Origin of the sequence: Nocardia tenerifensis NBRC 101015 (genome assembly GCF_000308715.1) — a bacterium.
Taxonomy (GTDB): Bacteria; Actinomycetota; Actinomycetes; order Mycobacteriales; family Mycobacteriaceae; genus Nocardia; species Nocardia tenerifensis.
In genome coordinates this window covers 32,158-51,995 of the sequence record NZ_BAGH01000604.1, presented here as the reverse complement: position 1 = coordinate 51,995, position 19,838 = coordinate 32,158, and the positions used below count along the sequence as shown (strand labels likewise).

Genomic DNA, 19,838 nt, shown 5'->3' with positions numbered 1-19,838 from the left:
GCTCGCCGGTGCCCGTGCGGGCGGCGAAGACCAGCGCCACCCGTTCGGCGCCGATCCGGCGGGCCGCGAACGCCAGTGCGCGCGCGGAGGCGTGATCGAGCCACTGCGCGTCATCGATGAGGCACAGCAGCGGCCGATCGTGCTCGACCAGCAGGCCGAGGGTGGCCGCGCCGGCCAGGAACGGATCGGGCGTGCCGGTCTGCATGCCGAACGCGATCCGCAATGCCGTGCGGTGCCGGCCGGGCAGGGCGTCGAGGTGTTCGAGCACCGGGGCGCACAGCTGATGCAGCGCCGAATAGGGCAGCTCGGTCTCGAATTCGGCGCCGGAGGCGCGCATCACCAGGAAGCCGGAGGAGGCCTTGGCCAGGTGATCCAGGAGGGCGCTCTTGCCGATTCCCGCCTCGCCGAGCAGGACCACCGCGCCGCCGCGGGATTCGCGCGCCTCGTGCAGGAGCGCGAGCAGTCGCGCGGTCTCCTCGGATCGTCCGACCAGATAACTCACGGTTAGATCCTTGCGCGCCCATCGCCTAGGTGCCACGTCTAGGTAGGAATCACCGACGCGAACCGGCCCCGCCCCGACCGAGACTGAACGGCATGGAAACGCGAGCCATGCCGTACATCAGCGGCCACTACGCACCGACCGCCGACGAACTCACCGCGCATGAGCTGACCGTGCACGGCACGCTGCCGCCGGAGCTCGACGGGCGCTACTTCCGCAACGGGCACAACCCCAAACCCGGTGTCACGCCGACACATTGGTTCCGCGGCGCGGGCATGCTGCACGGCATCCGGCTGGCGGGCGGCCGGGCCGAGTGGTACCGCAACCGCTGGGTGAAGACGCCGTTCCTGGACGGAAAGCCGTTCACCGGAACCGAACTCGACGTCAGCGCGGCCGCCACCAACATCATCTTCCACGGCGGCCGCTACCTCGCGCTGCAGGAGGCCAACCTGCCGTGGGAGGTGACCGACGAGCTGGACACCGTGGGCGTGCACGACTTCGGCGGCAAGCTGACCACCTCGATGACCGCGCACCCGAAGGTCGATCCGCTCACCGGCGAGCTGCACTTCTTCTCCTACAGCCCTTTTCCGCCCTATCTGATCTACTACGTGGCCGACGCCGGCGGGGAGATCATCCGGGCGACCACCATCGACGGCGCGGGCCCCTCGCTCATGCACGACTTCGCGATCACCCGCGAGCACGCCGTATTCCTGCACTCCCCAGTCGTTTTCGACGCCGAGGAGCACTCCGGCATCCCCTACCGCTGGCACGACGACGCGCCGTTTCGCCTCGGCGTGCTGCCGCGGCACGGGTGGGCGGAGATCACCTGGTTCGAGGTGGACAACCCCGGCGCGATCCTGCACGTCGCCAACTCCTACGTCGACGAGCGGGGCCGCGTGGTGCTGGAGTGCCCGCGCTTCGACCGCGCGGCCTGGGAGACCTCGTGGAAATGGTGGGTCGGCGCGCCGGGCTACCCGCCCACCCCGAGCACCGGCACGACCATGCATCGCTGGATTCTCGACCCGGCCACCGGCCAGGTCACCGAGGAGGCGCTCGACGACCTGGTGACCGAGTTCCCCGCCATCAACGACGACTTCACCGGCGAGCGGAATCGCTACAGCTACGCCATCGGCTTTCCCGGCGCCGGGCTCGACGGCTATCACACCGTCAAGTTCGACACCGGGACCGGGCAGCGGCAACTGTTCGCGCACGGGCACGGCCGCATGCCCGGTGAGGCGGTCTTCGTGCCCGCCGCGGGCGCGACCCGCGAGGACGACGGCTATCTGCTGACCATCGTCAGCGACATCTCGACCGACAGTTCGCAACTGCTCGTGATGGACGCGTCGGACCTGGCCAAGCCGGCCATCGCGGCGGTCGATCTGCCGCAGCGGGTGCCGGCGGGGATCCACGGGCACTGGATTCCGGAACTGGGCTGAGTCCGATTACCACACAAGACAATTCGAAAGGTTCGAGATGACGTCAGATAACGCCGCACACCAACGGCTCCTCGACGGGTGGATGTCCCTGTGGAACGGCGACTACGTCGGTGTCGGCGACATCGTCGGCGCGGATTTCCAGGTGCACGCCGCGGCGATGGGCGGCGGTGAACTAGTGGTGCGGGGGCCGGGCGGTTTGGTCGACTGGATCGGGGAGGTCAGGGCCTCGTTCACCGAGTTGGTGTTCACCGTGCAGGTCGGGCCGATTGCCGATCGCGACCATCTCGCGCTCCGCTGGATCGCGGTCGGGACCTACGGCTCCGGATTTCCGGGGGCGACCGCGCCGACCGGTACCGCGGTCCGATTCACCGGCACGGACATTCTTCGCGTCGAGGCGGGCCGCATCGTCGAGTACTGGATCAACTCCGACATCCACGTTCTGCTGTCCAGCCTCGGCGTTCGCTCCTAGATATCCGATAGTGAGGAGAAGATCGTGTTCACCGCTTCCCCGATCGTCGCCCGCGACTACCCCGCCGCGCGGTCGGTCATAGTTTCGGCTTGGGCCGTGCCCGTCCTGATCGTGGGTCAGTTCGCCATGGTGGCCGTGGCGCCGGTCACGCTCGTGGTGGTCGGCGTGCTGCGGGATGCGCGGTTGCGCGCGCTCCGCCCGTGGGCCGGGCTGCTCGCCGTGGCTTACGCTGTGCCGCTGGGGATCTGGGCGCTCCGGCCCGACCCGGCGCGGAGTCTGTCCAAGGACATGCACCCCGTTCTCGCCGGGCTCGTCGTCGCGTCCGCGGTCGTCGTCGCGGTCGTGCATCACCTGCTGCGCAAGCGCTACGGGCCGAGCGCGCCCGGACGCGGCCGAAGTGAGACGGACGCCTCACCGCATCGACGCACCCCGCCCGCGATCGATCACAACGACACTGGTCAGGGCACACTTCCCGAGCAGTGACGGCCGCTCCCCGGGCCTCGGCGGTTTACCGGTGCGGCCCCGATCCGCTGTACGGTCGGGCATGACCTCCGAAGTGATCGCCCAGGCGAATTACCCCGGCGGAACTGCTGTTGCCCGGCGGTCGACCGCCGACCGGGTGCGGGCGTGGATCGTGCTGTTGTTGTCGGCGCTGCCGTCCGCCGCGCCGCTGACCGTGTTGCTCTACGGGCTCGGGCGCGCGCTGGGCCTCGGCGCTCCCGGCGTGCTGGCCGTGGTCTGGTTCGTGGTGTGCGTCTGCGCGGGTGCGGTGTATTTCCGTGGCGCGGAAGGGAAATGGTTGTCGCGACTCTCGCGGCTGCGGACGCCGACCGACGAGGAGCGGGCCGCGCTGAACTCGGCGTGGGCGCGGGTCACGCGCCAGGCCGGTGTGGACGCCGCGTCCTGCTCGCTGTGGATACCGGAGAGCGACAGGCGCTTTGTGGTTCCCGATCGGATGCTCGTCGTGGCTCCGGACGCGCTGCGGCTCCCACCCCGGGAATTGGAGGCGGTGCTCGCCCATCGGCTCGCGCAGCGGGTGCAGGGGCGGGCGGCGTTCTGGCAGTTGGTGTTTCGGCTCTACAACCTGCCCGTGGTGTGGATCGAGCGGGCGTTGCTCGCCGGGCTCGGCCTGAACGCCATCGGCGAGGCGATCGCGCGCCGGTTGCCCGCGCGCGGATCGCGCGCGTTCGCGGTCGGCTGGACCGTGCTCAGCCGGGTGCTCGTGGCCTGCCCGACGGTCGCCGCGGCCACGGTCATCGTCGGGCTCGCGCCCGCCGTGCTGCTGCGCGTGACGCCCGAACTCGCCGCGCTCGCCGTGCGGCCGGTGGTCGATCGCGTCGAGTATCGCACCGACCGCATCGTCGTGGACCTCGGCTACGGAGCCGAGCTCGGCGGCGTGCTGCGGGCGGACGTGCCGCATCCCGCGCACGCGCCGCTCGACCCGCTCTCGGTCTCGCTGTTCTGGCCGAACACCGCGTCGGACAAGCGGATTCGGCGCATCCGCGATCGGCTCGACGAGCTGGCGCGGCGGTGGAGCCGACCGGCGTCGTAGCTTACAGCTGCTCGCCCCGCTCGCGACGCTCGTCCAGTGCGCGCTGCCGCTCCGCCTCCTGACGGCGGGCCTCCGCGCGTTGCTGCTCGGCCCGCGCGCGCAGGCCCGCCAGGAAGGCGGCGTCGGCCTCCGGGTCCTGGGCGACGTAGCGGCCGGGACGGTCGTACTCCGAATAGCTGGTCGTCGAGCGCGGGCCGCCCTCGTGCAGCGGGCGGCCGACGATCAGCCACAGCAGCGCGCCGACCGTCGGCAGCAGGATGACCACGATCAGCCAGCCCACCTTCGGCAGGTGGCGAATGCCCGCGTCCGGGCAGGTGATGATGTCGATCAGGCAGTAGACCCACAGGGCAAGGGTCAGCAGACCCACGATCGCGTACGGCATCGCTCTCTCCTCGTCCGCATGCCAGTCGACGACCTGTCCGTGCGGCGATTCGCGGCGAATCTCCCCCAACCGGTCCGGGCAGACCCTGCCCGCAACTGGCACTTGCTGAATACCAAGCGGCCCCGCTCAACCCCCGCGGCCGCGCAGTAGCACCTTATCGGACCAGCACAGTTCGCGCTCCCCCGCGCGGGTCCTTCGGCTGCCCCCACGGCCGACGCGTCACCGCTAAAACCCCCAGCAGCACAACCGCGACAATCGCCGCACCCCCATCAGTCACCAACGACGGCAACACCCCCACCCACCCGAACTCCGCCCGAGCCGCCGCGAACATCTCCGGCGGCACCACAATCAACCCCACCGCCTGAGTCCCATTGACCCCCAACACGACCCAGAACAACCACCCCCAGGGCCGACGCCACAGCGCCAGCACCCCCACCGCGTTCCCCACCGCATACACACACCCCACCACCCGAAACCCCACCAAAAACCCGTCCGCCCCACCAGGATCCGCCCCCGCCAACACCATCATCTCCCCCAACGTCTCCCGATTCACAATCACAAACCCCTGCACCACAGTCCCCACCACAAAAACCACCGAAGCCACCCCCACCCCCACCATCAACCCACCCCTCCCGATCTTCCACCCCATCGCTCCCCCTCCAAGTCAGCAGTCCCCCCGATCGTCCTCCACCGAGCCCACCACCAACATCCGGGTAGTCCCCCAGATCACCCCCGACATTCCGTGCCGAAATGCACCGAATGAATACCGCGCTCGCAACTCCTAGATCTGGCGGTTCGGGACATCGGTCGCGCCGGTGCGCTTGGCGAAGGCTTGCAGACCGGGCATTACCCCAGCGGCCGGCTGGTGCAACAGGCTGGCGGTGATCTGCTGTATCGGCTTGCGGTAGCGGACTTCGTCGGGCGAGGCGTGTTCGGCGGCCAGGAGCGCTCGGAAGCACTCTTCGGGTTTGCCCCATTGGTGAAATGCTCGAGCGACGTCGGACCAGTAGCGGGCGCGGCTTTCCGGTTTCGGGATGTCCGCGGGGTTGATTCGCTTCGCTGCTTCGATCGCGGTTCCGAAGTCGCCCAGGACTCTGGCCATGCTGATGCGGTACAAATCGACGGCCATCGGGTTGAAAGATGTACGTGCCTGTCGGGTGCCGTCAATCCTGGTCGCAGTGTCGATAGCCTCGCCGATCAGCGTGCGTGCGGTCTGTCGATCGCCGTCGACAGCGGCGGTATAGGCGGCGGTGGACAGTAAGGATCCGTATGCCGCGAGGTATGGCACGCCGCGGACGAGTTCGGGCTGGAGTGCGGTAGCCGTGTCGATGATGACCTGCTGGGCGGTGGCCGAGTATCCGGCACGTCGCAGCACTATTGCCCAGACACGCCGGGCTGATGCTTGGGCGAGGACGTCGTCGCCGGCGTATGCGGTATGTACGGCGCGGTCGGCGGTGGTCCAAGCCAGTTGATCGTTGCCGAGTCTGACCATCAGTCTGGAGGCGAGGGAGTATGCCTTGCTGAGGAGAACATCGGTCGCGCCGGCGCCGTCTCCATGGGCCGCTTCGCGGGTCGCGTACGCGGCGGACAGCAAGCCTGGCAACCGTGCGGCGACGTCCGAGTAGCGGCCGAGGTCGAAGATGGTTTGGGCGGCGTCCAACTCCTGTGTCAGGCGAGTCAGGCCGATCGGGGTGCCATCAGTTGGTGGAAGCAGTAGTACTTGTTCGAGTCGTCCAAGCGGCAGCGCGCGGGCTGACAGGACCCGGGGTGCGCCGAGGGCGGCTGCCCCCGCGACACTCGTCAGCCCGGCCAGTAGCGTGCGACGCCGCATGGGATCTGTCTCCTCGTCCGACGCTGGGTTGACGCCGACCCTAGCTGCCTGGTGGCTCCTGTGCACCGGCAGTCCGATCGTGTCGGACAATCCGAGCAACTGCACCGGAATCCCGAGTGCGCCGGCGAGCCTTCGAAGGACTCGAACGTCGCTGAGCTGCTGCTTGCCTCGTTCCAACCGCGAAACGGTGGAGACCGAATAGCTGCATAGTTCGGCGAGGTCGGCGAGGGTCAGCTTGTTGGCCTGTCGGACAGCGCGGACGATCGCGCCGTATTCGCCGGTGCAGATCGCGGCGCGGACGGCTGGAGTGTCCCAGAGAGCGTCAGGCTGGTCCACGCCGGTGTTCCTGTTCAAGGCGGGATATCGATGTTACGAGCCGACCAGCACCGATACCAGCCTAATCGCATCCTGTGCAAACGAGATGTCATGTCCGGCAATGCCTCTGGTTTGCCCTGGGGAGTTCCCGTGTCCTGGAGAAGCTACGGCAGCCAACCGTCCCTGCCGCAGTGGAGGCACAGCGATGACCATATCCCTGACACGCTCAACGACGAATCCACTTCTTCCGCGCGAGATGACCGCCAGCCAGCTCGACCGTGCCGGTCTACTACAAATCGAGGGGGATGCGCAGATCAGCAGGTTTGCGGTCTTCGTGCCGACCGACGAGCTAGGAACGGTGCGGTCGGTCGTAGTGGGCCGCGGTGCGGTGATCGGAGCATTCGCAATCGTTTACGGTGGAACCACACTGGCCGAGCATGCTCGAATCGAAGGGCAGGCCATCGTCGGCAAGCTCGAGCTCGGATACGCGGTCGGGCGAGCCTACTCAGGGGCCGGCGCGCCGACGATGATCGGTGGCGGTGCCGTCGTTCGGTGTGGCGCGATCATCTATGCCGATGTCCATGTCGGCTTCGAGACGGTGGGGGGGCATCACACGCTGCTGCGTACCAGTGTGCAGGTGGGCGCGCAGACCCAGCTCGGCCACCATCTGGTCGTCGAACGCGACACACACATCGGTGACGATGTGCGCTGTTCGCCAGGCTCGCACATCACCAGCTCCACGGTGCTGTCCGACCGCGTGTTCCTGGGTGCGGGGGTTCGCACCATCAACGACAAGACTTTGACCTGGCGAAACCCGAAGCGCGAACCTCGTCTGCTGGCACCGCGATTCGGCACGGCGGCCAAAGTCGGCAGCGGCTCGGTCATCATGGCCGGGGTCCGAATCGGCGACCATGCACTCGTCGGAGCTGGTTCGCTGGTCACCCACGACGTGCCTGCCGGTGCCATGGCATATGGTCACCCCGCACGAGTGCAGGGACAAGTCCGATGAGCACGGCAGTCAGCACCTGGCTGCGACCGCTGCGGGGTGTGCTCGACCCCGCCGATCGCCTCGACTGGGAACGTCTCGCATTCTTGGAGGCCGAACTGGATAACGTTCTCGATTCCTTCCCGCTCGGGCCGCAACTGCCTGCCGGCGCGCAACGCAGCGATCGCCTGCGCAGCATTCGTGTCGAGCTGGCCAACCGCGGCCACCTCGACGCCGGCACCGACCCAGCACTTTTCGCATTGCTGACACAGTTCGTTTGCGGCTACCGGGATATCGATCTCCGCGATGCCACCGGTCTCGGGCACGGAGCGCTGATCGCACGTCACGGTAGTAAAGCAACGCAGCATCGCTGGATGAACCGGTTGATGTCTGGCGGACTTGCCGGGATCGCCATGACCGAACCGCATGGAGGTTCTCGACCAGCAGCCGCACGGACGTGTGCCGTCGTCGCACCCGACGGCACCTGGTTGGTCTCGGGCCGCAAAACCTGGATCAGCCGACTTACCGAGGCCGTGGTGTTCGTGGTGTCCTTCCGCACTCCGGACGGGCATCTTGTCGCGGCCGCTGTGGATGCCGTCGAGCCTGGACTGCGCCGACAGCTCATAACTCCTGCCGGGCTCGCGGGCTGGTCTTGGGGAACCCTCGACCTCGAATGCGTACCGATTCGCGCCGACGACGTGCTGAGTGGAGATGCAATGGTATTGCTACGCAGGCATTTCGCGGGCTACCGGCCGCTGGTCGCGGCCACGGCCTTGGGTGGCGCGGCAGCGGTCTTCGACCAGGTAGTCGCGAACCTCACGAGTCGCTACACCTCAGGCGAGGTGGCGCGGCTATGGGACTCCGCACTGGCCACGGTAGGGCGCGCACACGCTCAGCTCACCACCGCACTCCTCGGCACCGTCATCGCCGCCCATATGGCCGAGGCCGGAAACGCGCACGCCGAACGCTGGGGCGCGGTGATGAAGGCACATGGGATCGACACAGCCAATCAGGTCGCCGCCGAGCTGACGTTGCTGCTCGGAGCTTCCGGCTTCCGGTCCGATAGCCATGTGGCCAAGGTGCGGCGAGACCTCAACGGTCTGCTGTATGCCGACGGAATCCACGACAGCCTCTACCGGGCCGCCGGGAAGCGACACACCGCGCATCCGAACGCGGCGGAGTCCACGCCTTACCCATTCGGGGCGCTATCGGTCTAGGTTTGATCGATTGAAGGGAAGGTATCAAGCGATTCGCCGTCCCTGCTCGCAGATCACGGTCGTGCCCAGCCGTATCGCGTCCAGGGCTGACTCGAGCCGATCTGCCAGCAAAGGCTTCACCTTGCCGCGGGCTTCCGCCATCGTGTGAAAGTCTGCGGACACTATTTCGGACTCGGCGAAAACCATTGCGGCCACGTCGTCCTCGGTGAGCTGTCCCCCATCGAAAACGAAGACCACACCTTCCGGACGCGAATCCTGCGGGCGCACATAGTCGACCACCAATAGTCGGCCAAGCGGGTAGTCACAGCCGATCTCCTCCCGGACCTCGCGCTGCGCTGTCGCCCAGGGTGACTCGTCCGCCTCCACCGCACCGCCAGGAATCTCGAAGTTCGGCTTGTAAGACGGCTGAACCAACAGCACCCGATCCGCGCCGTCTCGAAACAACACTCCAGCGGCCATCCGCTTGCGCGGCAACCCCGCCACGTACTGCTCGACAGGCAAGACACCAGCGACGGATCGAGAAGAGGGATCCGATGTCATCACCGATCAGACCTTAGCCACGCGGTGGTCACGCCACGATGCGTCGGCGCGAGAACCGCAGCGGTATTTTCTCGCCGCGCGGGCGTTGAGCATTATCGGTGACCGCGTCACCGACCTCGTGCTGCCGTGGTCGACCGTTACACCGAAGCCATCCGCAAAGTCGCCGAGCATCACACCGAGTTGAAAGGATGAAGATCGATGATCGAGTCCACACTGCTGGAGACACTTACCAGCGAAGCCGAACGCGACCAGGTGCAACAACTCGTGGTCGGCGCTGTCGTCGCACACGACGGCAAAGTCCTACTGCTGCAACGACCTGCCGACGACTTCATGGGCGGGATCTGGGAGTTGCCCAGTGGCAAGGTCGATCCAGGTGAAGCCCTCGACAACGCCCTGATCAGGGAGGTGAAAGAGGAAACCGGTCTCGACATCGCCAGTATCCGAAAGTATTTGGGCGAGTTCGACTATCAGTCCGGAAGCGGCAACAAAAGCCGGCAGTTCAACTTCATCGTCGACGTGATCGATCCCGAACCGGTCGAGTTGACCGAACACGACGCCTACACCTGGACCAGCCTGGCCGAAGAGCCACCGGTCACCGAAGCAGTGAAGGAAGTACTGCACCGGTATCGGACTGCTTGATCGCCTGCGGGGCAGGTGCCGGTAGATCCAGCCGCGCACCGGGGAACTGTCATATAGTCGACTCTGCGGTGGCGGAGGTGCGGTGCTCACGGCACGATGCGTCGGTGCGAAAACCGCTGCGGTACTTTCTCGCCGCGCGGGCGTTGAGCATTCTCGGCGACCGCGTCACCGACTTCGTGCTGCCACTGGCAGTGCTCGCGGCTTCCGGGTCCGCGGTCACGGCGGGGGTGGTCGGCGCGGCGGGGCAACTGCCGCAGGTTTTGGCGGCGCTGCAGGTGGGTGCTCTGGTGGATCGCCGTGAAGGTAAGCGTTTGATGGTGACCGCCGACCTCGTCCGTGCGGTCGTGTATGTCGTGATCGGGGCGGAGGTGTTGGTCGGCGGGGCCCGGCTGGTGCCGCTGATGCTGCTCGCGCTCATGGCCGGCGTCGGCGACGCGGTGTTCCACACCGCTGCGGGCAGCTACCTGCCCAGCCTGGTGGCGGACCGGGATCTCATGCGCGCCAACGGTCAGCCGAGGGCGCCGATGCCGCGGCGACACTGACGGGTCCGGCCGTCGGGGGCTGGCTGCTGCAATCGCTGGGACCGCTGGTGGCCTTCGCGGCCAACGCGGCGAGCTTCGTGATCTCCGCGCTACTGTTGGCCCGGTTGCCACAAGACACTCCAGCGCCCGCGAAATCCGGCAGCGACGAGTCGGTGCTGGCCGGTCTGCGGCTGGTGCGGCGAGACCGCGCACAGACCGTGCTCCTGGCGAGCGCGTGCTACCTGAATCTCCTTGCCGCGGCGGCGTTCCTGCCGCTGCTGGTCCGGTCCGACGACGAACTGCACCTGGCACCACTCACAACGGGCCTCATCGTCTCCGCCTCTGGTATAGGCGGCCTCATCAGCAGTTTTGTCCTCGCCCGGCACTGCGACACCGCCAGATGGCCGCTGCTGCTGGCGGCGGTGCTGGCGGTCAACGGTGCCGCGGTCGGCATGCTCGCAGGATTCGACGCACCGCTGTGGCTCGCGGCGACGGTGCTGATCATCGACGGCGCCTCGGCCCTGGGCTTCATCGTCGTAGCGACGATCCGCCAGCGCATCACCCCGAATGCCTTGCGCGGCAGGGTGATCACCTCGAACACCGCCGCGACGGCCACCGTCCGCGTGCTCGCCCTTTCCATCGCAGGCACGCTCATCGACCTGACCGGCCCGCGACCGGTGCTACTAGCCTTGGCGGCCCTGGCCATACCGTTCGTTCTCCTGCTGTGCACGAGCAAGCCATGAAGCGTCGACCGAATCATGTCTTCGTTCCTTCAGCGGCGGTTGGCAACTCATGACCGCTACCTTCTTCGACGGTCGACCGGCGCTCCCCCCAGGGAGGAACATCGAGCTGTGCCTCTCCGTTCTCAGAGGAACTGTCCGCTCGCCAGATAGGGTGCGGGGGTGGGCATGTCGCGGATGGCGAGATAGCCCTCTTGGCCTATGTGGAGTCCGGCTGCCAATCCGACGTCTATTGCCCACTCGTTGGCCGTGGTGATGCAGTTGACGAGCGTGTCCGCTCGTGCGGAGGCGAGCGCTTCCCAGAGTAGATCTTCAGCGGTGCGGCGGTCAGCGGCGGCGAGCAGCATCGGACGGCCTCGGTCATCGAGGTAGACGTATCCTCGCCGGCCGGCGTCGCTGGACACGACGAGGCGGTGGTTGTGCAGTAATTGCTGGTGGTCGGGTCCGTGGCCGGCGCCTCGAAGCCGCCGATCCAGCCGGTCCATCCAGTCGAAATCATCGGCCGATCCGTCGGACAGTCGGGGCACTGCCGGGAGGGCGGAGCGATTGACGGTGCCTACCATGCGCATTTGGGGGTTCAGCGAGAACCCGGCCAAGCGATAGCGCCGCGTGGCGCCGGGATGCACTGTGGAGGAGAACATTCCGGGACGTCCGTCGGCATGGGTCAGGACGGCGTCGAGGAGTCGTTTACCGATGCCCTGACCCTGCCGGTCCGGCAGGACGCCGTAGGTTGCCAAGTACCACAGACGATCTCGGTTCTGCGAGATCGCGAATCCGACGACCTGCTCGCCGTCGACCGCGACCCAGCAGCCGTGCGGGTCGCCCTCGAGGAAGTAGCGCATCCGGTCGATCCACCGCTCGGACGCCTCCGCCGATCGAGGTTCGGGCTCGGGTTCGCTCACTCGCCGGTCACGCCGGTCACTGTCGAGAAAGACCGCGTCGGAAGCGCGCTCGGCGTTGGGTAGATCATCGGCGTGCATCAACCTGACGTCTGCGCGATCCATCCGTTCACGGTACGAACAACTCGCCCCGGACGGAAACTGATTTCCAGAGCAGCCGAACGCCCCGCCCTGCCGAACCGGCCTCAATCGCCTAAAGGGCCGACGTGATCCCGTCTCCGATCACTTGAAAGTCATTGGCTCCGTGCAGAAGCGGTGCTGCGCTGCGTAGGGAACTCGCCCATGAACGGCGATCTCTACACCGTTCGATTCGTGCAGTCCCAGCGCGGGCGGGTACGGCTGGGGCACCACGCCGAGACAGAAGACGACGCCCGCCGGGTCCGACGGCAGCTTGGGCGGACCGTCGTAGAAGGCATCTCCGAAAGGGTGGTAGCCCATCAGGGGCCGGGGCACGCGGATAGTTCGCGACTCTGTGGCGCCCGGGCTGACGCGCATAACGCCCACGGACGGCGGCGTCGCCAAATTCTCGACTCCGTCCGGCCAGTCGAAGAACCGCTGCGCAATCTCGACGTAACCGCCGGCCGAGACAAGATATGCCTCCCCCTGCGGCACCGTGTTCTCATGCGGGACAAGCGTGGGGATCACCAGTTCGCTGCTACTCGGGTTGACCACGCGCCAGGTGACCGTCAGGTCGGCACCCGTGATCCGCACATCGGCGTCGAATGCCACCCCGACCGGTAACGCGACGCCACCCGCTAGCCGGCCCGGCGCATCCTCGCCGGTATTCCGCGCGGTACCGCACGCGACGAGCAACATTGCGCACAAAGCACTTACAGAGCAGCCCCGGAGGCCGGCACCGAACCGTCTCACGACCGCACGTGAATCAATAGTGTTCACGATGTGGCGCACCCATCTCCCGGCGCATACCGTTTTCGGTCAGTTCGATCCGGTGGTCCGGATCGATGCGTTCCGGAGTCTTGGGGTCGTGGTCGTGGTCGACGGGTAGGCCGGCCGCGACTCGTTCTCCTTGCTCGTCCCCGTGATCGCTCGCATCCTCTCCGGTGTACACGGTGCGGTCGTAGTTGCCGGTCATGTAGTCGTAGACGTGGGCCATCTCGTGGTAAAGGACCACTGCGGGAGGGCCGTCACTGATGGAGTCCATACGTGGCGAGTATCGAATTTCATTGTCACCGAGCGGACCGTCGTGCGCGAAGCTGTTGTCGTTGCGCGGGTACTCCTTGATCGTGAGGTCTTCCTTGCCTATACCGAAAAATCCCGAATTGTCATGCGCGCGCTGCATTTCGGCCAGCATCTGCTGACCGGTCGGCGACGCTCGCAGCATGTCCAGATCAGCCTCGACCCGAGCCACGAACTCCGACGACCCTTCGACCTGGATGAACCGAGCTTGATCAGAGAGCTGCACTGTCACGGTGGTCTCGGTGTCCCCGCCCGCGCGGTCGCCGGATTCTTGGTAGGAGGTGTCCATACCGGTTCCGCCGTAGGTCGAGTCCGTCCCCGCTCCCGCATATGACACATCGTTTCCGGCGCCGCCGTACAGTGCGTCGTTGTCGCGTCCACCCGACACGATGTCGTTGCCCGCGCCCGCGACGATGACATCGTTGCCGGTCGCACCCTCGAGATAGTCCTGACCCAACCCGCCCAAGATGCGGTCGTCGCCACCGAGCCCGTACACGGTGTCATTGCCCGCACCGCCGCTGAGCAGGTCATTACCGCCCTGCCCGTCGACGTAGTCGCGTCCGATCCCCGCGAGCACCGCGTCCCGGCCGTCTCCGGTCTCGATCTCGTCGTCCCCGATTCCGCCGAGAACGCGGTCGTTTCCGGCGCCGGTCTTGATTCTGTCGTTGCCTCTGCCGCCGAGAACCGTGAAGTTCACCTGGGTTCCCTGCGGGATATTGACGTGATCCGCGCCTTCGCCAGTACGAATGATGATCTCCTGGCCTTTGGGTATGACATACGATTTTCCGTTGATGGTAAGCAGTTTTCCGTCGCTGAACGGGTCCTCGCCGATGGTGACCTCGTCATCGCCCGCACCGGTGTTGACATAGGTCTTGTTGCCCACCGTGATCACCCCGACGCTGTCGGTATCCGCGGGCAGCTTGAACGGGTCCGCACCATGCTGGGCGATCGGCGCGAAGGTCTTGCTGATCGCCTGCCATTGCGTGGTCGCGTCGATCAAAGTCTGTCTATCGCTGCCCAATTCGCTATCGAGGCGCGTGCGGATCTCTATGGCGCGGTCGGAGGCGGCAGTGACCAGCGCGGTCTCGGCGTCGTTTCGCGGCTCGAATCGGACGGCGCCCGACGGGCTCCCCGAGTGTGGAATCTGCGACACAGTGGCCCAGGACTGGTCGAGTTGTCCCTGCGCGATGCGGACGGATGCGGCAATGAACTGCACTCCCGTGGACACTCGCGCCGCGATGCCGTGAGCGGCATCCAACTCGGCCACCACTCGGCCGCGGTGTTCCTGGTACGACTGGGCGGACTCGCCTTCCCACTCGGCGATGATGTTCTTCGATTCGGAGACCAGCCGATCAGCGGTCGTCTGCAGCCGGTCGGCGAGCGTCGTCCACGCCTGGGCCGCGTCGTCGAGCGATGCGGCGTCGTGCCACAGCTTCCATCTGCCCTCGGACATTCGAACTCCCCCAGTTCATCGAGGTGTGGGCGGCGCCGGCTTGGGACCGGTCGGTGCCGAGGAACTGGCCTCGATCGCTCGTGCCGCCGACTCGTCCGCGTCGGAGAAGGCGAATGCGGCCAGCATCAGCGCTTCGGCGTCGGCGTCGAGCACGGCCGCCAACGACTCGATCGCGTCGTGCGCGGCCTCGGCGCACGGCCCGTGCGCGGCGGTGGTCGCGTAGCCGCCGTCGGTGTCCCCCGCATCCCTCGTCGCGACGGTCAGACCGCTTGCGGATTCGGTGATCGCCCCTGTGAGGTCGATGGCCAAGTCGATGCACCGATCAGACAGCGTCGCCAAATCCGCGGGACGCACCTGTACTTTCGAACCAAGAGCCATCGGCTTCCCCCCGTGTTGAGCCCCTTGGTCGAGAGGGTACCGAAAAGAAGCCCATCGGGTAAGTAGGGAACGGAAAACACCGCGCCCCCAACCCTTGGGCGTTCGACCTGCCGAGGACGCGCAAGGTTTTCGAACCGGTTCGCATCGGCGCGAAGGGGGACGCAGCGAGAGTTGACTGTGACGTAGCGGCATGGTTTTGGATGGGGGAAGGGTCGAAATTTCAGGAGGTGGGTGGGTTGGGGTGGAGTACTCGGGAGGTGGCCGAGTTGGCGGGGACCAGTTTGCGGGCGGTTCGGCATTATCACGAGGTGGGGTTGTTGGCGGAGCCGGAGCGGAAGGGGAATGGGTACAAGAGTTATGGGGTGGGGCATTTGGTTCGGTTGTTGCGGATCAGGCGGCTGATCGAGCTGGGGTTCTCGCTGGCGCAGATCGGGGAGATGGCGGCGGGGGAAGTGCGGCCGACGCAGGCCCTTCGGGAGCTGGATGCCGAGCTGGCGGCGAAAATTCAACGGTTGCAACGGGTTCGGGATGAGCTGGCGCTGCTCATGCGCAGGCCCACGCCTACGGACCTGCCTGCCGAATTGGCCGCGGCCGCGGCCGGCGCCGACATCCCGGAGGCCGATCGGGCGTTTCTGGTGGTGCTGACGCGCGTGCTGGGGCCGACGACGCTGCACGCCTACGCGGACGCGATGGCGGCCTACTACGCGAGCCCGGCCGCGGCCGAGTTCGAGAGACTGCCCGAGGATGCCGACGAACGCACCCGCGACGAACTGGCCGAACGCCTGGTACCCGCTTTTCGCACGCTACTGGCCCGCTACCCGCAACTCCAGGCGCCCGCCCCCGACGCCCCACGCGGAGTGTTCTTCGCCGGCCGCATCATCACCGACGCCATCAACGATCTCTACCATCCGGCGCAGATCGACGTCCTGCGCCGAATGGGAAAGATACTGGCGTTCGACTTTCAACACCTCTGAGCCCCAAGGCTTTACGCGCGCCGACCACCTACCGGTTCTGCGACAGATCGATCCCGCCCGGCAGATCCGCTCCGCCCGGCAACGCGTGCGACAACGGCGAGGTGTAATCGGCCTGCACCTTGTAGTACCGCCCCGACGCCCCGTACGCGGCATAGAAGGCGAACCCGTGCGGCCCCGGCCCGGCACACGGCGCACCGTCGACGAACCGGCTCAACACCGGATCGATCGCCGGAAACGTCTCGGCGGTATAGCGCGCGGGAAAGCAAATCCGTTGCACGCGAGGCGAATTCCACGCGAAGGTCGCGTACACCGTGTACGGCCGACCGAGCGCGGCCAACTCGTCCTCGTCGGCCGCGACGAAATCGAGCTCACGCAGAATATCCGCGATATCGGCGGCCCCGAGCCGCCCCGGCGGCAGGATCTGCGCGTACAGATTCATCGTGCGGTTCAGGAAATCCAGTGCCAGCAAAGCGAATTCGCCGTCGCTCCAACGTCTCAACTGTTCGGCGTGCGCCCGCGCCGAGGCGGGCATCCCCGGAAAGCCCAGTATCCGATCAACCTCGATCAAATCCTGGAAGACGAGCCAGATCTTCTGCACCCCGCGGTCGATGGCGACGTCCACACCCCAGTCCACCGGCACGTCGGCCGACACCAACTGCTCCATCGGATGCCCGGCGAAATCGAGCAGCCCGGCCGCGCGCAGCCGACCGACCGGATCCGCCGACGCAGGCAGATTCATGAACCGCACACTGACCTGCCGAGCGGGCGGCGGATGCGTCGTGGTGCGCACGGCAAGCCAGGAGTCGCCCCACACGCCGTCCAGCGCGGCCAGCACCGCGTCGACAACTCCTGGGTCGTAACGACTTTCGGCCAGCCGCGCGAATTCGCGCAGGTCCCGCCGAAGGATTTCCGCTGTCACGCCGGACGCGCTCATAGACCATCACCTCGAAATGCCACGGACAGTGCGGGTGTGGAACGCGTCTACGATAACGCGCCCGGCAACCGGGCGGGAGACGCTACGGGAACTGCGATGTGGTGATCACGCCCTCGACGCCGACCGGCTGTGTGGAACGCGTCGGCAGTACCGGCGTCGCGGTGTCGCTGTAGCGACGCTTGACCATGGCCGCGGCCTGCTCGGGCGTCTCCGGCCGCCACGGCCGGGTCGACAGTTTCTCCAGCACACAGATCAGCAGCAGCTGGCGCATGCGGGTGACCGGGTGGCAGTTCAGGCCCGCGGGGCCGAGCCCCTCGCCGGCGGTGCCGCGGTCCTCCACCGGGACGGTCTCGGTGAGCAGCCAGTACAGCTCCGGCCCGAGCAGCACGGACTCGCCGTTGCTGTCGTTGAACCAACGCACCGAGTACTCGATCAGCAGTTCCGCGATCGGCCCGCTCTGCCGCAGCGCGTCGACGAAACGGGGTAGTCCCCCGCTGCCGTCGGTATTGCGCTGGATCAAAGTCGCGATCCGGTCCGCGACCTCCCGGAGCTGGGTGATGTCCGGATCGGGCAACTGCGGCAAGGTCATCAATTCTCCTAACACGGGCGATGGCGGTTTTCGCCTGCTGTGCACATTCCCCGTCACCCGGCAAGAATTCAGCATCCATGCGCCCGTTGTCAATGACGCATTAATAGCCGAAGCACATCACGGGACTATCTCGAACCATCCGAAACAGCGTGCCCATCAGTCGGTTTCACGGCGTCCCGCGATCGCGGTGATCTTGTCGCGAGCGTCTTTGGCGGCGTGTTTCTCGTTGGCGTAGAGCAAGCCGTAGGTGAATCCGTTCTCCCCGCCGGTCGTGCCCGCCGAGGTCGCGATGCGCCAGAGGAACGCGGCCGACACGACGCCGTCGTTGTAGTCACCGAGCACGCTCTGAATCTTCTTGTAGTACTTGATATTCGCCTTGGCGCTCGCGCGCACCGGCTGGTACAGCTCGGCGGCGTAGCGGGCGCGCTTGGCGGCCTTACGGGCGCGGTGCAGCGACTCGTCGCGCTGGTCGCGCAGCGCCTCGGCGAGTCGCCGGTCGGCCTTGTGCGCGGCGCGGTCGGCCCGGCGCACCAACTGGCCCTTGCCGATACCGATCGTGCACGGCGGCCGCGATTGCCAGGTGCGCAGAGCGGCGAGCAGCGCGAGGTAGCGCGGCGAGTCCATGGCCTCCGCGAGCGCCTTGCGACGGGTGACCTGACGCTCGAGCAGCGTCGCGTCGATGCGCGCCGCCACGGGCCCGAGCACGAGTTCGAGCGGCAGCTCGGCGACCTTGTCGGCCAGGCGACGGCGCTGCACGTGGCAGTCGCGCACCTCGCCGAGCAGCCCGGCGTACCACTTCAGCTCGTCCGCGACGCCGTCGATGGCGGCGGGGTCGAGCAGCTTGCCGAAGACGCGCAGCGTGCTGCGCAGGCGCCGGGTCGCGACGCGCGTGTCGTGGATCGGATCCTCCCCGCGGCGCAGCGCGACGTCCCCGGCGAAGATCGCGTCGATCTGCGCGGTCAGGTAATCGCGCAGCGCGCGTTCGGCTTTCGAGCCGGGCATGGCCGGCCCACTCGGCGGCGGCAGCACCCGCGACAGCTTGGACGGATACTTCGACCTGGCCGCGCCCGCCTCGGTGAGCCGCTCCACCAGGATCTCCGGCATGGTGTCGGTGTGCGGGCCGAGTTCGACCTCGATCTCGCGCCAGGCGAGCGCGTCCGTCTCTCCTGGGACGGGCGTCGTCTGCACCACATCGTCGTCGATCTCGATGATCAGCTCGCCGTCCGGCCCGAGCACCCGGTGCCGGTTGCGCAGAGTGTGAATCGTGGTGACCACGTTGAGTTCTCGGCCGAGCGCGGCTCCGGTGACGACCTCGGCGAGCTCGCGCGGCAGTTCTTCGGACCAGGCGGCGGTCACCTCGACGCGGCCGTCGGCCTGCGGAACCTTGAGCTGCCAACCGGATTCGTCGTCGCCCGCCCTGCGGCGCAGCGTCAGCCGATGGGTGAGCAGATCGCGCTCGGCGGTATCGAAATAGGTGCTGGTGAGTTCGACCGATGTCTCCTCGACGTGCCCGCCGGGAACGAGATCATCGATGGCCGGAAGCGTGAACTCGCGGTCGACCTCCCATTTGGTTTCGCGTTCCAATACATCTTTCATCCCTATAGCGTTCCCGGCCCACCATGCGCGAAACAGCCCGGTCAGCGAGCCTCGGACAGGATTTGCTCGGCGAACTTGTCGTCCAGGGCGACGCGAACCAAGGCCGCGGCCAGCTCCGCCGCGTGATCTTCCGGCACGAGATGAGCGAGCTCGTCCGGGTCCGTCGGCAAGTGCACGCGTTCCGCCCCGCGCCGGGCCCGCTCATCGAAATACGGTCGCGCCCAAGGCCAAACGTCTTGCACCTCGCGCAGGAAGATATCGCTTCCGGTGGGGCCGATGCCCTGGAATTCGCGCAGCAGCTCCGCCGCCCGCTCGCGGTCCCCGCCCGCTTCCTCGGCCAGCTTGCGCAGGTCGCCGCGGTATTTGTCGAGCACCATGTGGGCGTTCGCGCCGAGGCGGGTGGCGGTGCTTTCGTCGTAGCGCTTGTAGTGCGCCCGGCCGAGCGCGTCGACGAGCTCCTGCCACGGCGCGTCGGCGACGCGCCGCGGCGTGCGATACCCGCTGGAGATCAGCTCCTTGGCGGCGGCGACGGCGATCTCGGCGGAGATGCGCGTGCTCAGCAACTCCGCGAGCATGAGCAACTGGAACAGCGGAGCGGGCTTGTCCGCCACGGTGATTCCCGCCTCGGCGGCGTAACCGGCGCCCGCCCGATCGAGTAAGGCGTGCACGACTTCTCGTTCGCTCATCGCGAC

Annotated in this window: 22 protein-coding genes and 2 pseudogenes; 10 read left to right on the top strand and 14 right to left on the bottom strand. The window is 67.0% G+C overall.

The features are described from left to right. The coding region (locus tag ON39_RS42255) for an ATP-binding protein (protein WP_040742671.1) at positions 1-502 on the bottom strand (502 nt) is incomplete at its 3' end. 92 nt (positions 503-594) lie between these two features. Between ON39_RS42255 and ON39_RS42250 the strand changes: the two genes are divergently transcribed. The 4 genes from ON39_RS42250 to ON39_RS42235 all read left to right on the top strand — a co-directional run bounded on the left by ON39_RS42250 (position 595) and on the right by ON39_RS42235 (position 3,956). Next, a complete protein-coding gene (locus ON39_RS42250) occupies positions 595-1,935 on the top strand; it encodes a carotenoid oxygenase family protein (RefSeq protein WP_040742670.1) in 1,341 nt (446 codons plus the stop codon). Between the two features lie 37 nt (positions 1,936-1,972). After that, on the top strand, positions 1,973-2,404 hold the full coding sequence (locus ON39_RS42245) for an ester cyclase (RefSeq protein WP_040742668.1): 432 nt from the start codon (positions 1,973-1,975) through the stop codon (positions 2,402-2,404). 24 nt (positions 2,405-2,428) lie between these two features. Continuing rightward, positions 2,429-2,887: a hypothetical protein gene (locus tag ON39_RS42240; RefSeq protein ID WP_063713481.1), complete on the top strand. Its 459-nt coding sequence runs from the start codon at positions 2,429-2,431 to the stop codon at positions 2,885-2,887. A 61-nt stretch (positions 2,888-2,948) separates the two neighbouring features. Then, positions 2,949-3,956: a hypothetical protein gene (locus tag ON39_RS42235; protein ID WP_040742667.1), complete on the top strand. Its 1,008-nt coding sequence runs from the start codon at positions 2,949-2,951 to the stop codon at positions 3,954-3,956. 1 nt (position 3,957) lies between these two features. Here ON39_RS42235 and ON39_RS42230 read toward each other — a convergent pair whose 3' ends face one another. The 3 genes and pseudogenes from ON39_RS42230 to ON39_RS51615 all read right to left on the bottom strand — a co-directional run. Continuing rightward, positions 3,958-4,338 (bottom strand): PLDc N-terminal domain-containing protein, encoded by a 381-nt coding sequence (locus ON39_RS42230; RefSeq protein ID WP_040742665.1) that lies wholly within the window; start codon positions 4,336-4,338, stop codon positions 3,958-3,960. Between the two features lie 781 nt (positions 4,339-5,119). Continuing rightward, entirely contained in the window at positions 5,120-6,169 is a 1,050-nt protein-coding gene (locus ON39_RS42220; RefSeq protein ID WP_255219344.1) for a hypothetical protein, read from the bottom strand. Between the two features lie 108 nt (positions 6,170-6,277). Next, positions 6,278-6,505, bottom strand: a pseudogene (locus ON39_RS51615) (helix-turn-helix domain-containing protein); the annotation flags it as partial. A 184-nt stretch (positions 6,506-6,689) separates the two neighbouring features. On the opposite strand from ON39_RS51615, the gene ON39_RS51245 reads away from it, so the two are divergent. Both ON39_RS51245 and ON39_RS42210 read left to right on the top strand, forming a co-directional pair. Further along, entirely contained in the window at positions 6,690-7,493 is an 804-nt protein-coding gene (locus tag ON39_RS51245) for a hypothetical protein (RefSeq protein ID WP_040742664.1), read from the top strand. 38 nt (positions 7,494-7,531) lie between these two features. After that, on the top strand, positions 7,532-8,686 hold the full coding sequence (locus ON39_RS42210; RefSeq protein WP_169335967.1) for an acyl-CoA dehydrogenase family protein: 1,155 nt from the start codon (positions 7,532-7,534) through the stop codon (positions 8,684-8,686). A gap of 24 nt (positions 8,687-8,710) precedes the next feature. Here the strand turns inward: ON39_RS42210 and ON39_RS42205 are convergent, their stop codons facing one another. Further along, positions 8,711-9,169 carry an NUDIX domain-containing protein gene (locus ON39_RS42205; RefSeq protein ID WP_211336228.1) on the bottom strand — a complete coding sequence of 153 codons (459 nt, stop codon included), beginning with the start codon at positions 9,167-9,169 and terminating at the stop codon, positions 8,711-8,713. A 255-nt stretch (positions 9,170-9,424) separates the two neighbouring features. On the opposite strand from ON39_RS42205, the gene ON39_RS42200 reads away from it, so the two are divergent. The 3 genes from ON39_RS42200 to ON39_RS42190 all read left to right on the top strand — a co-directional run bounded on the left by ON39_RS42200 (position 9,425) and on the right by ON39_RS42190 (position 11,129). Next, positions 9,425-9,865 (top strand): NUDIX hydrolase, encoded by a 441-nt coding sequence (locus tag ON39_RS42200; protein WP_040742662.1) that lies wholly within the window; start codon positions 9,425-9,427, stop codon positions 9,863-9,865. A 104-nt stretch (positions 9,866-9,969) separates the two neighbouring features. Then, complete coding sequence (locus ON39_RS42195) at positions 9,970-10,407, top strand: MFS transporter (RefSeq protein ID WP_157195630.1); 438 nt, start codon at positions 9,970-9,972, stop codon at positions 10,405-10,407. Next, positions 10,404-11,129, top strand: coding sequence for an MFS transporter (locus ON39_RS42190; RefSeq protein ID WP_083895033.1), 726 nt, complete (start codon positions 10,404-10,406; stop codon positions 11,127-11,129). Before ON39_RS42195 ends, ON39_RS42190 begins: the two co-directional genes overlap by 4 nt. A 122-nt stretch (positions 11,130-11,251) precedes the next feature. On the opposite strand, the gene ON39_RS42185 is transcribed toward ON39_RS42190, so the two are convergent. The 5 genes and pseudogenes from ON39_RS42185 to ON39_RS42170 form a co-directional block, all read right to left on the bottom strand. Beyond that, entirely contained in the window at positions 11,252-12,130 is an 879-nt protein-coding gene (locus ON39_RS42185; protein WP_040742658.1) for a GNAT family N-acetyltransferase, read from the bottom strand. 117 nt (positions 12,131-12,247) lie between these two features. Next, positions 12,248-12,841 (bottom strand): hypothetical protein, encoded by a 594-nt coding sequence (locus tag ON39_RS42180; RefSeq protein ID WP_110293326.1) that lies wholly within the window; start codon positions 12,839-12,841, stop codon positions 12,248-12,250. 67 nt (positions 12,842-12,908) lie between these two features. After that, a complete protein-coding gene (locus ON39_RS42175; RefSeq protein ID WP_255219343.1) occupies positions 12,909-14,222 on the bottom strand; it encodes a M91 family zinc metallopeptidase in 1,314 nt (437 codons plus the stop codon). Positions 14,223-14,417: 195 nt separating this feature from the next. Next, positions 14,418-14,675 (bottom strand): annotated as a pseudogene (locus ON39_RS51725) (WXG100 family type VII secretion target); the annotation flags it as partial. A 15-nt stretch (positions 14,676-14,690) separates the two neighbouring features. Beyond that, positions 14,691-14,984 (bottom strand): hypothetical protein, encoded by a 294-nt coding sequence (locus tag ON39_RS42170; RefSeq protein WP_255219342.1) that lies wholly within the window; start codon positions 14,982-14,984, stop codon positions 14,691-14,693. Positions 14,985-15,253: 269 nt separating this feature from the next. Between ON39_RS42170 and ON39_RS42165 the strand changes: the two genes are divergently transcribed. Next, complete coding sequence (locus tag ON39_RS42165) at positions 15,254-16,027, top strand: helix-turn-helix domain-containing protein (protein WP_211336229.1); 774 nt, start codon at positions 15,254-15,256, stop codon at positions 16,025-16,027. Positions 16,028-16,055: 28 nt separating this feature from the next. Here the strand turns inward: ON39_RS42165 and ON39_RS42160 are convergent, their stop codons facing one another. The 4 genes from ON39_RS42160 to ON39_RS42145 all read right to left on the bottom strand — a co-directional run bounded on the left by ON39_RS42160 (position 16,056) and on the right by ON39_RS42145 (position 19,832). Beyond that, positions 16,056-16,961: an aromatic prenyltransferase gene (locus ON39_RS42160; protein ID WP_040742653.1), complete on the bottom strand. Its 906-nt coding sequence runs from the start codon at positions 16,959-16,961 to the stop codon at positions 16,056-16,058. 82 nt (positions 16,962-17,043) lie between these two features. Continuing rightward, positions 17,044-17,550, bottom strand: coding sequence for a hypothetical protein (locus ON39_RS42155; RefSeq protein WP_051187801.1), 507 nt, complete (start codon positions 17,548-17,550; stop codon positions 17,044-17,046). Positions 17,551-17,706: 156 nt separating this feature from the next. Next, positions 17,707-19,146, bottom strand: a complete 1,440-nt coding sequence (locus tag ON39_RS42150; RefSeq protein WP_040742652.1) for a CYTH and CHAD domain-containing protein — start codon at positions 19,144-19,146, stop codon at positions 17,707-17,709. Between the two features lie 41 nt (positions 19,147-19,187). After that, a complete protein-coding gene (locus ON39_RS42145) occupies positions 19,188-19,832 on the bottom strand; it encodes an endonuclease (protein WP_040742650.1) in 645 nt (214 codons plus the stop codon). Positions 19,833-19,838 lie beyond the last annotated feature (6 nt).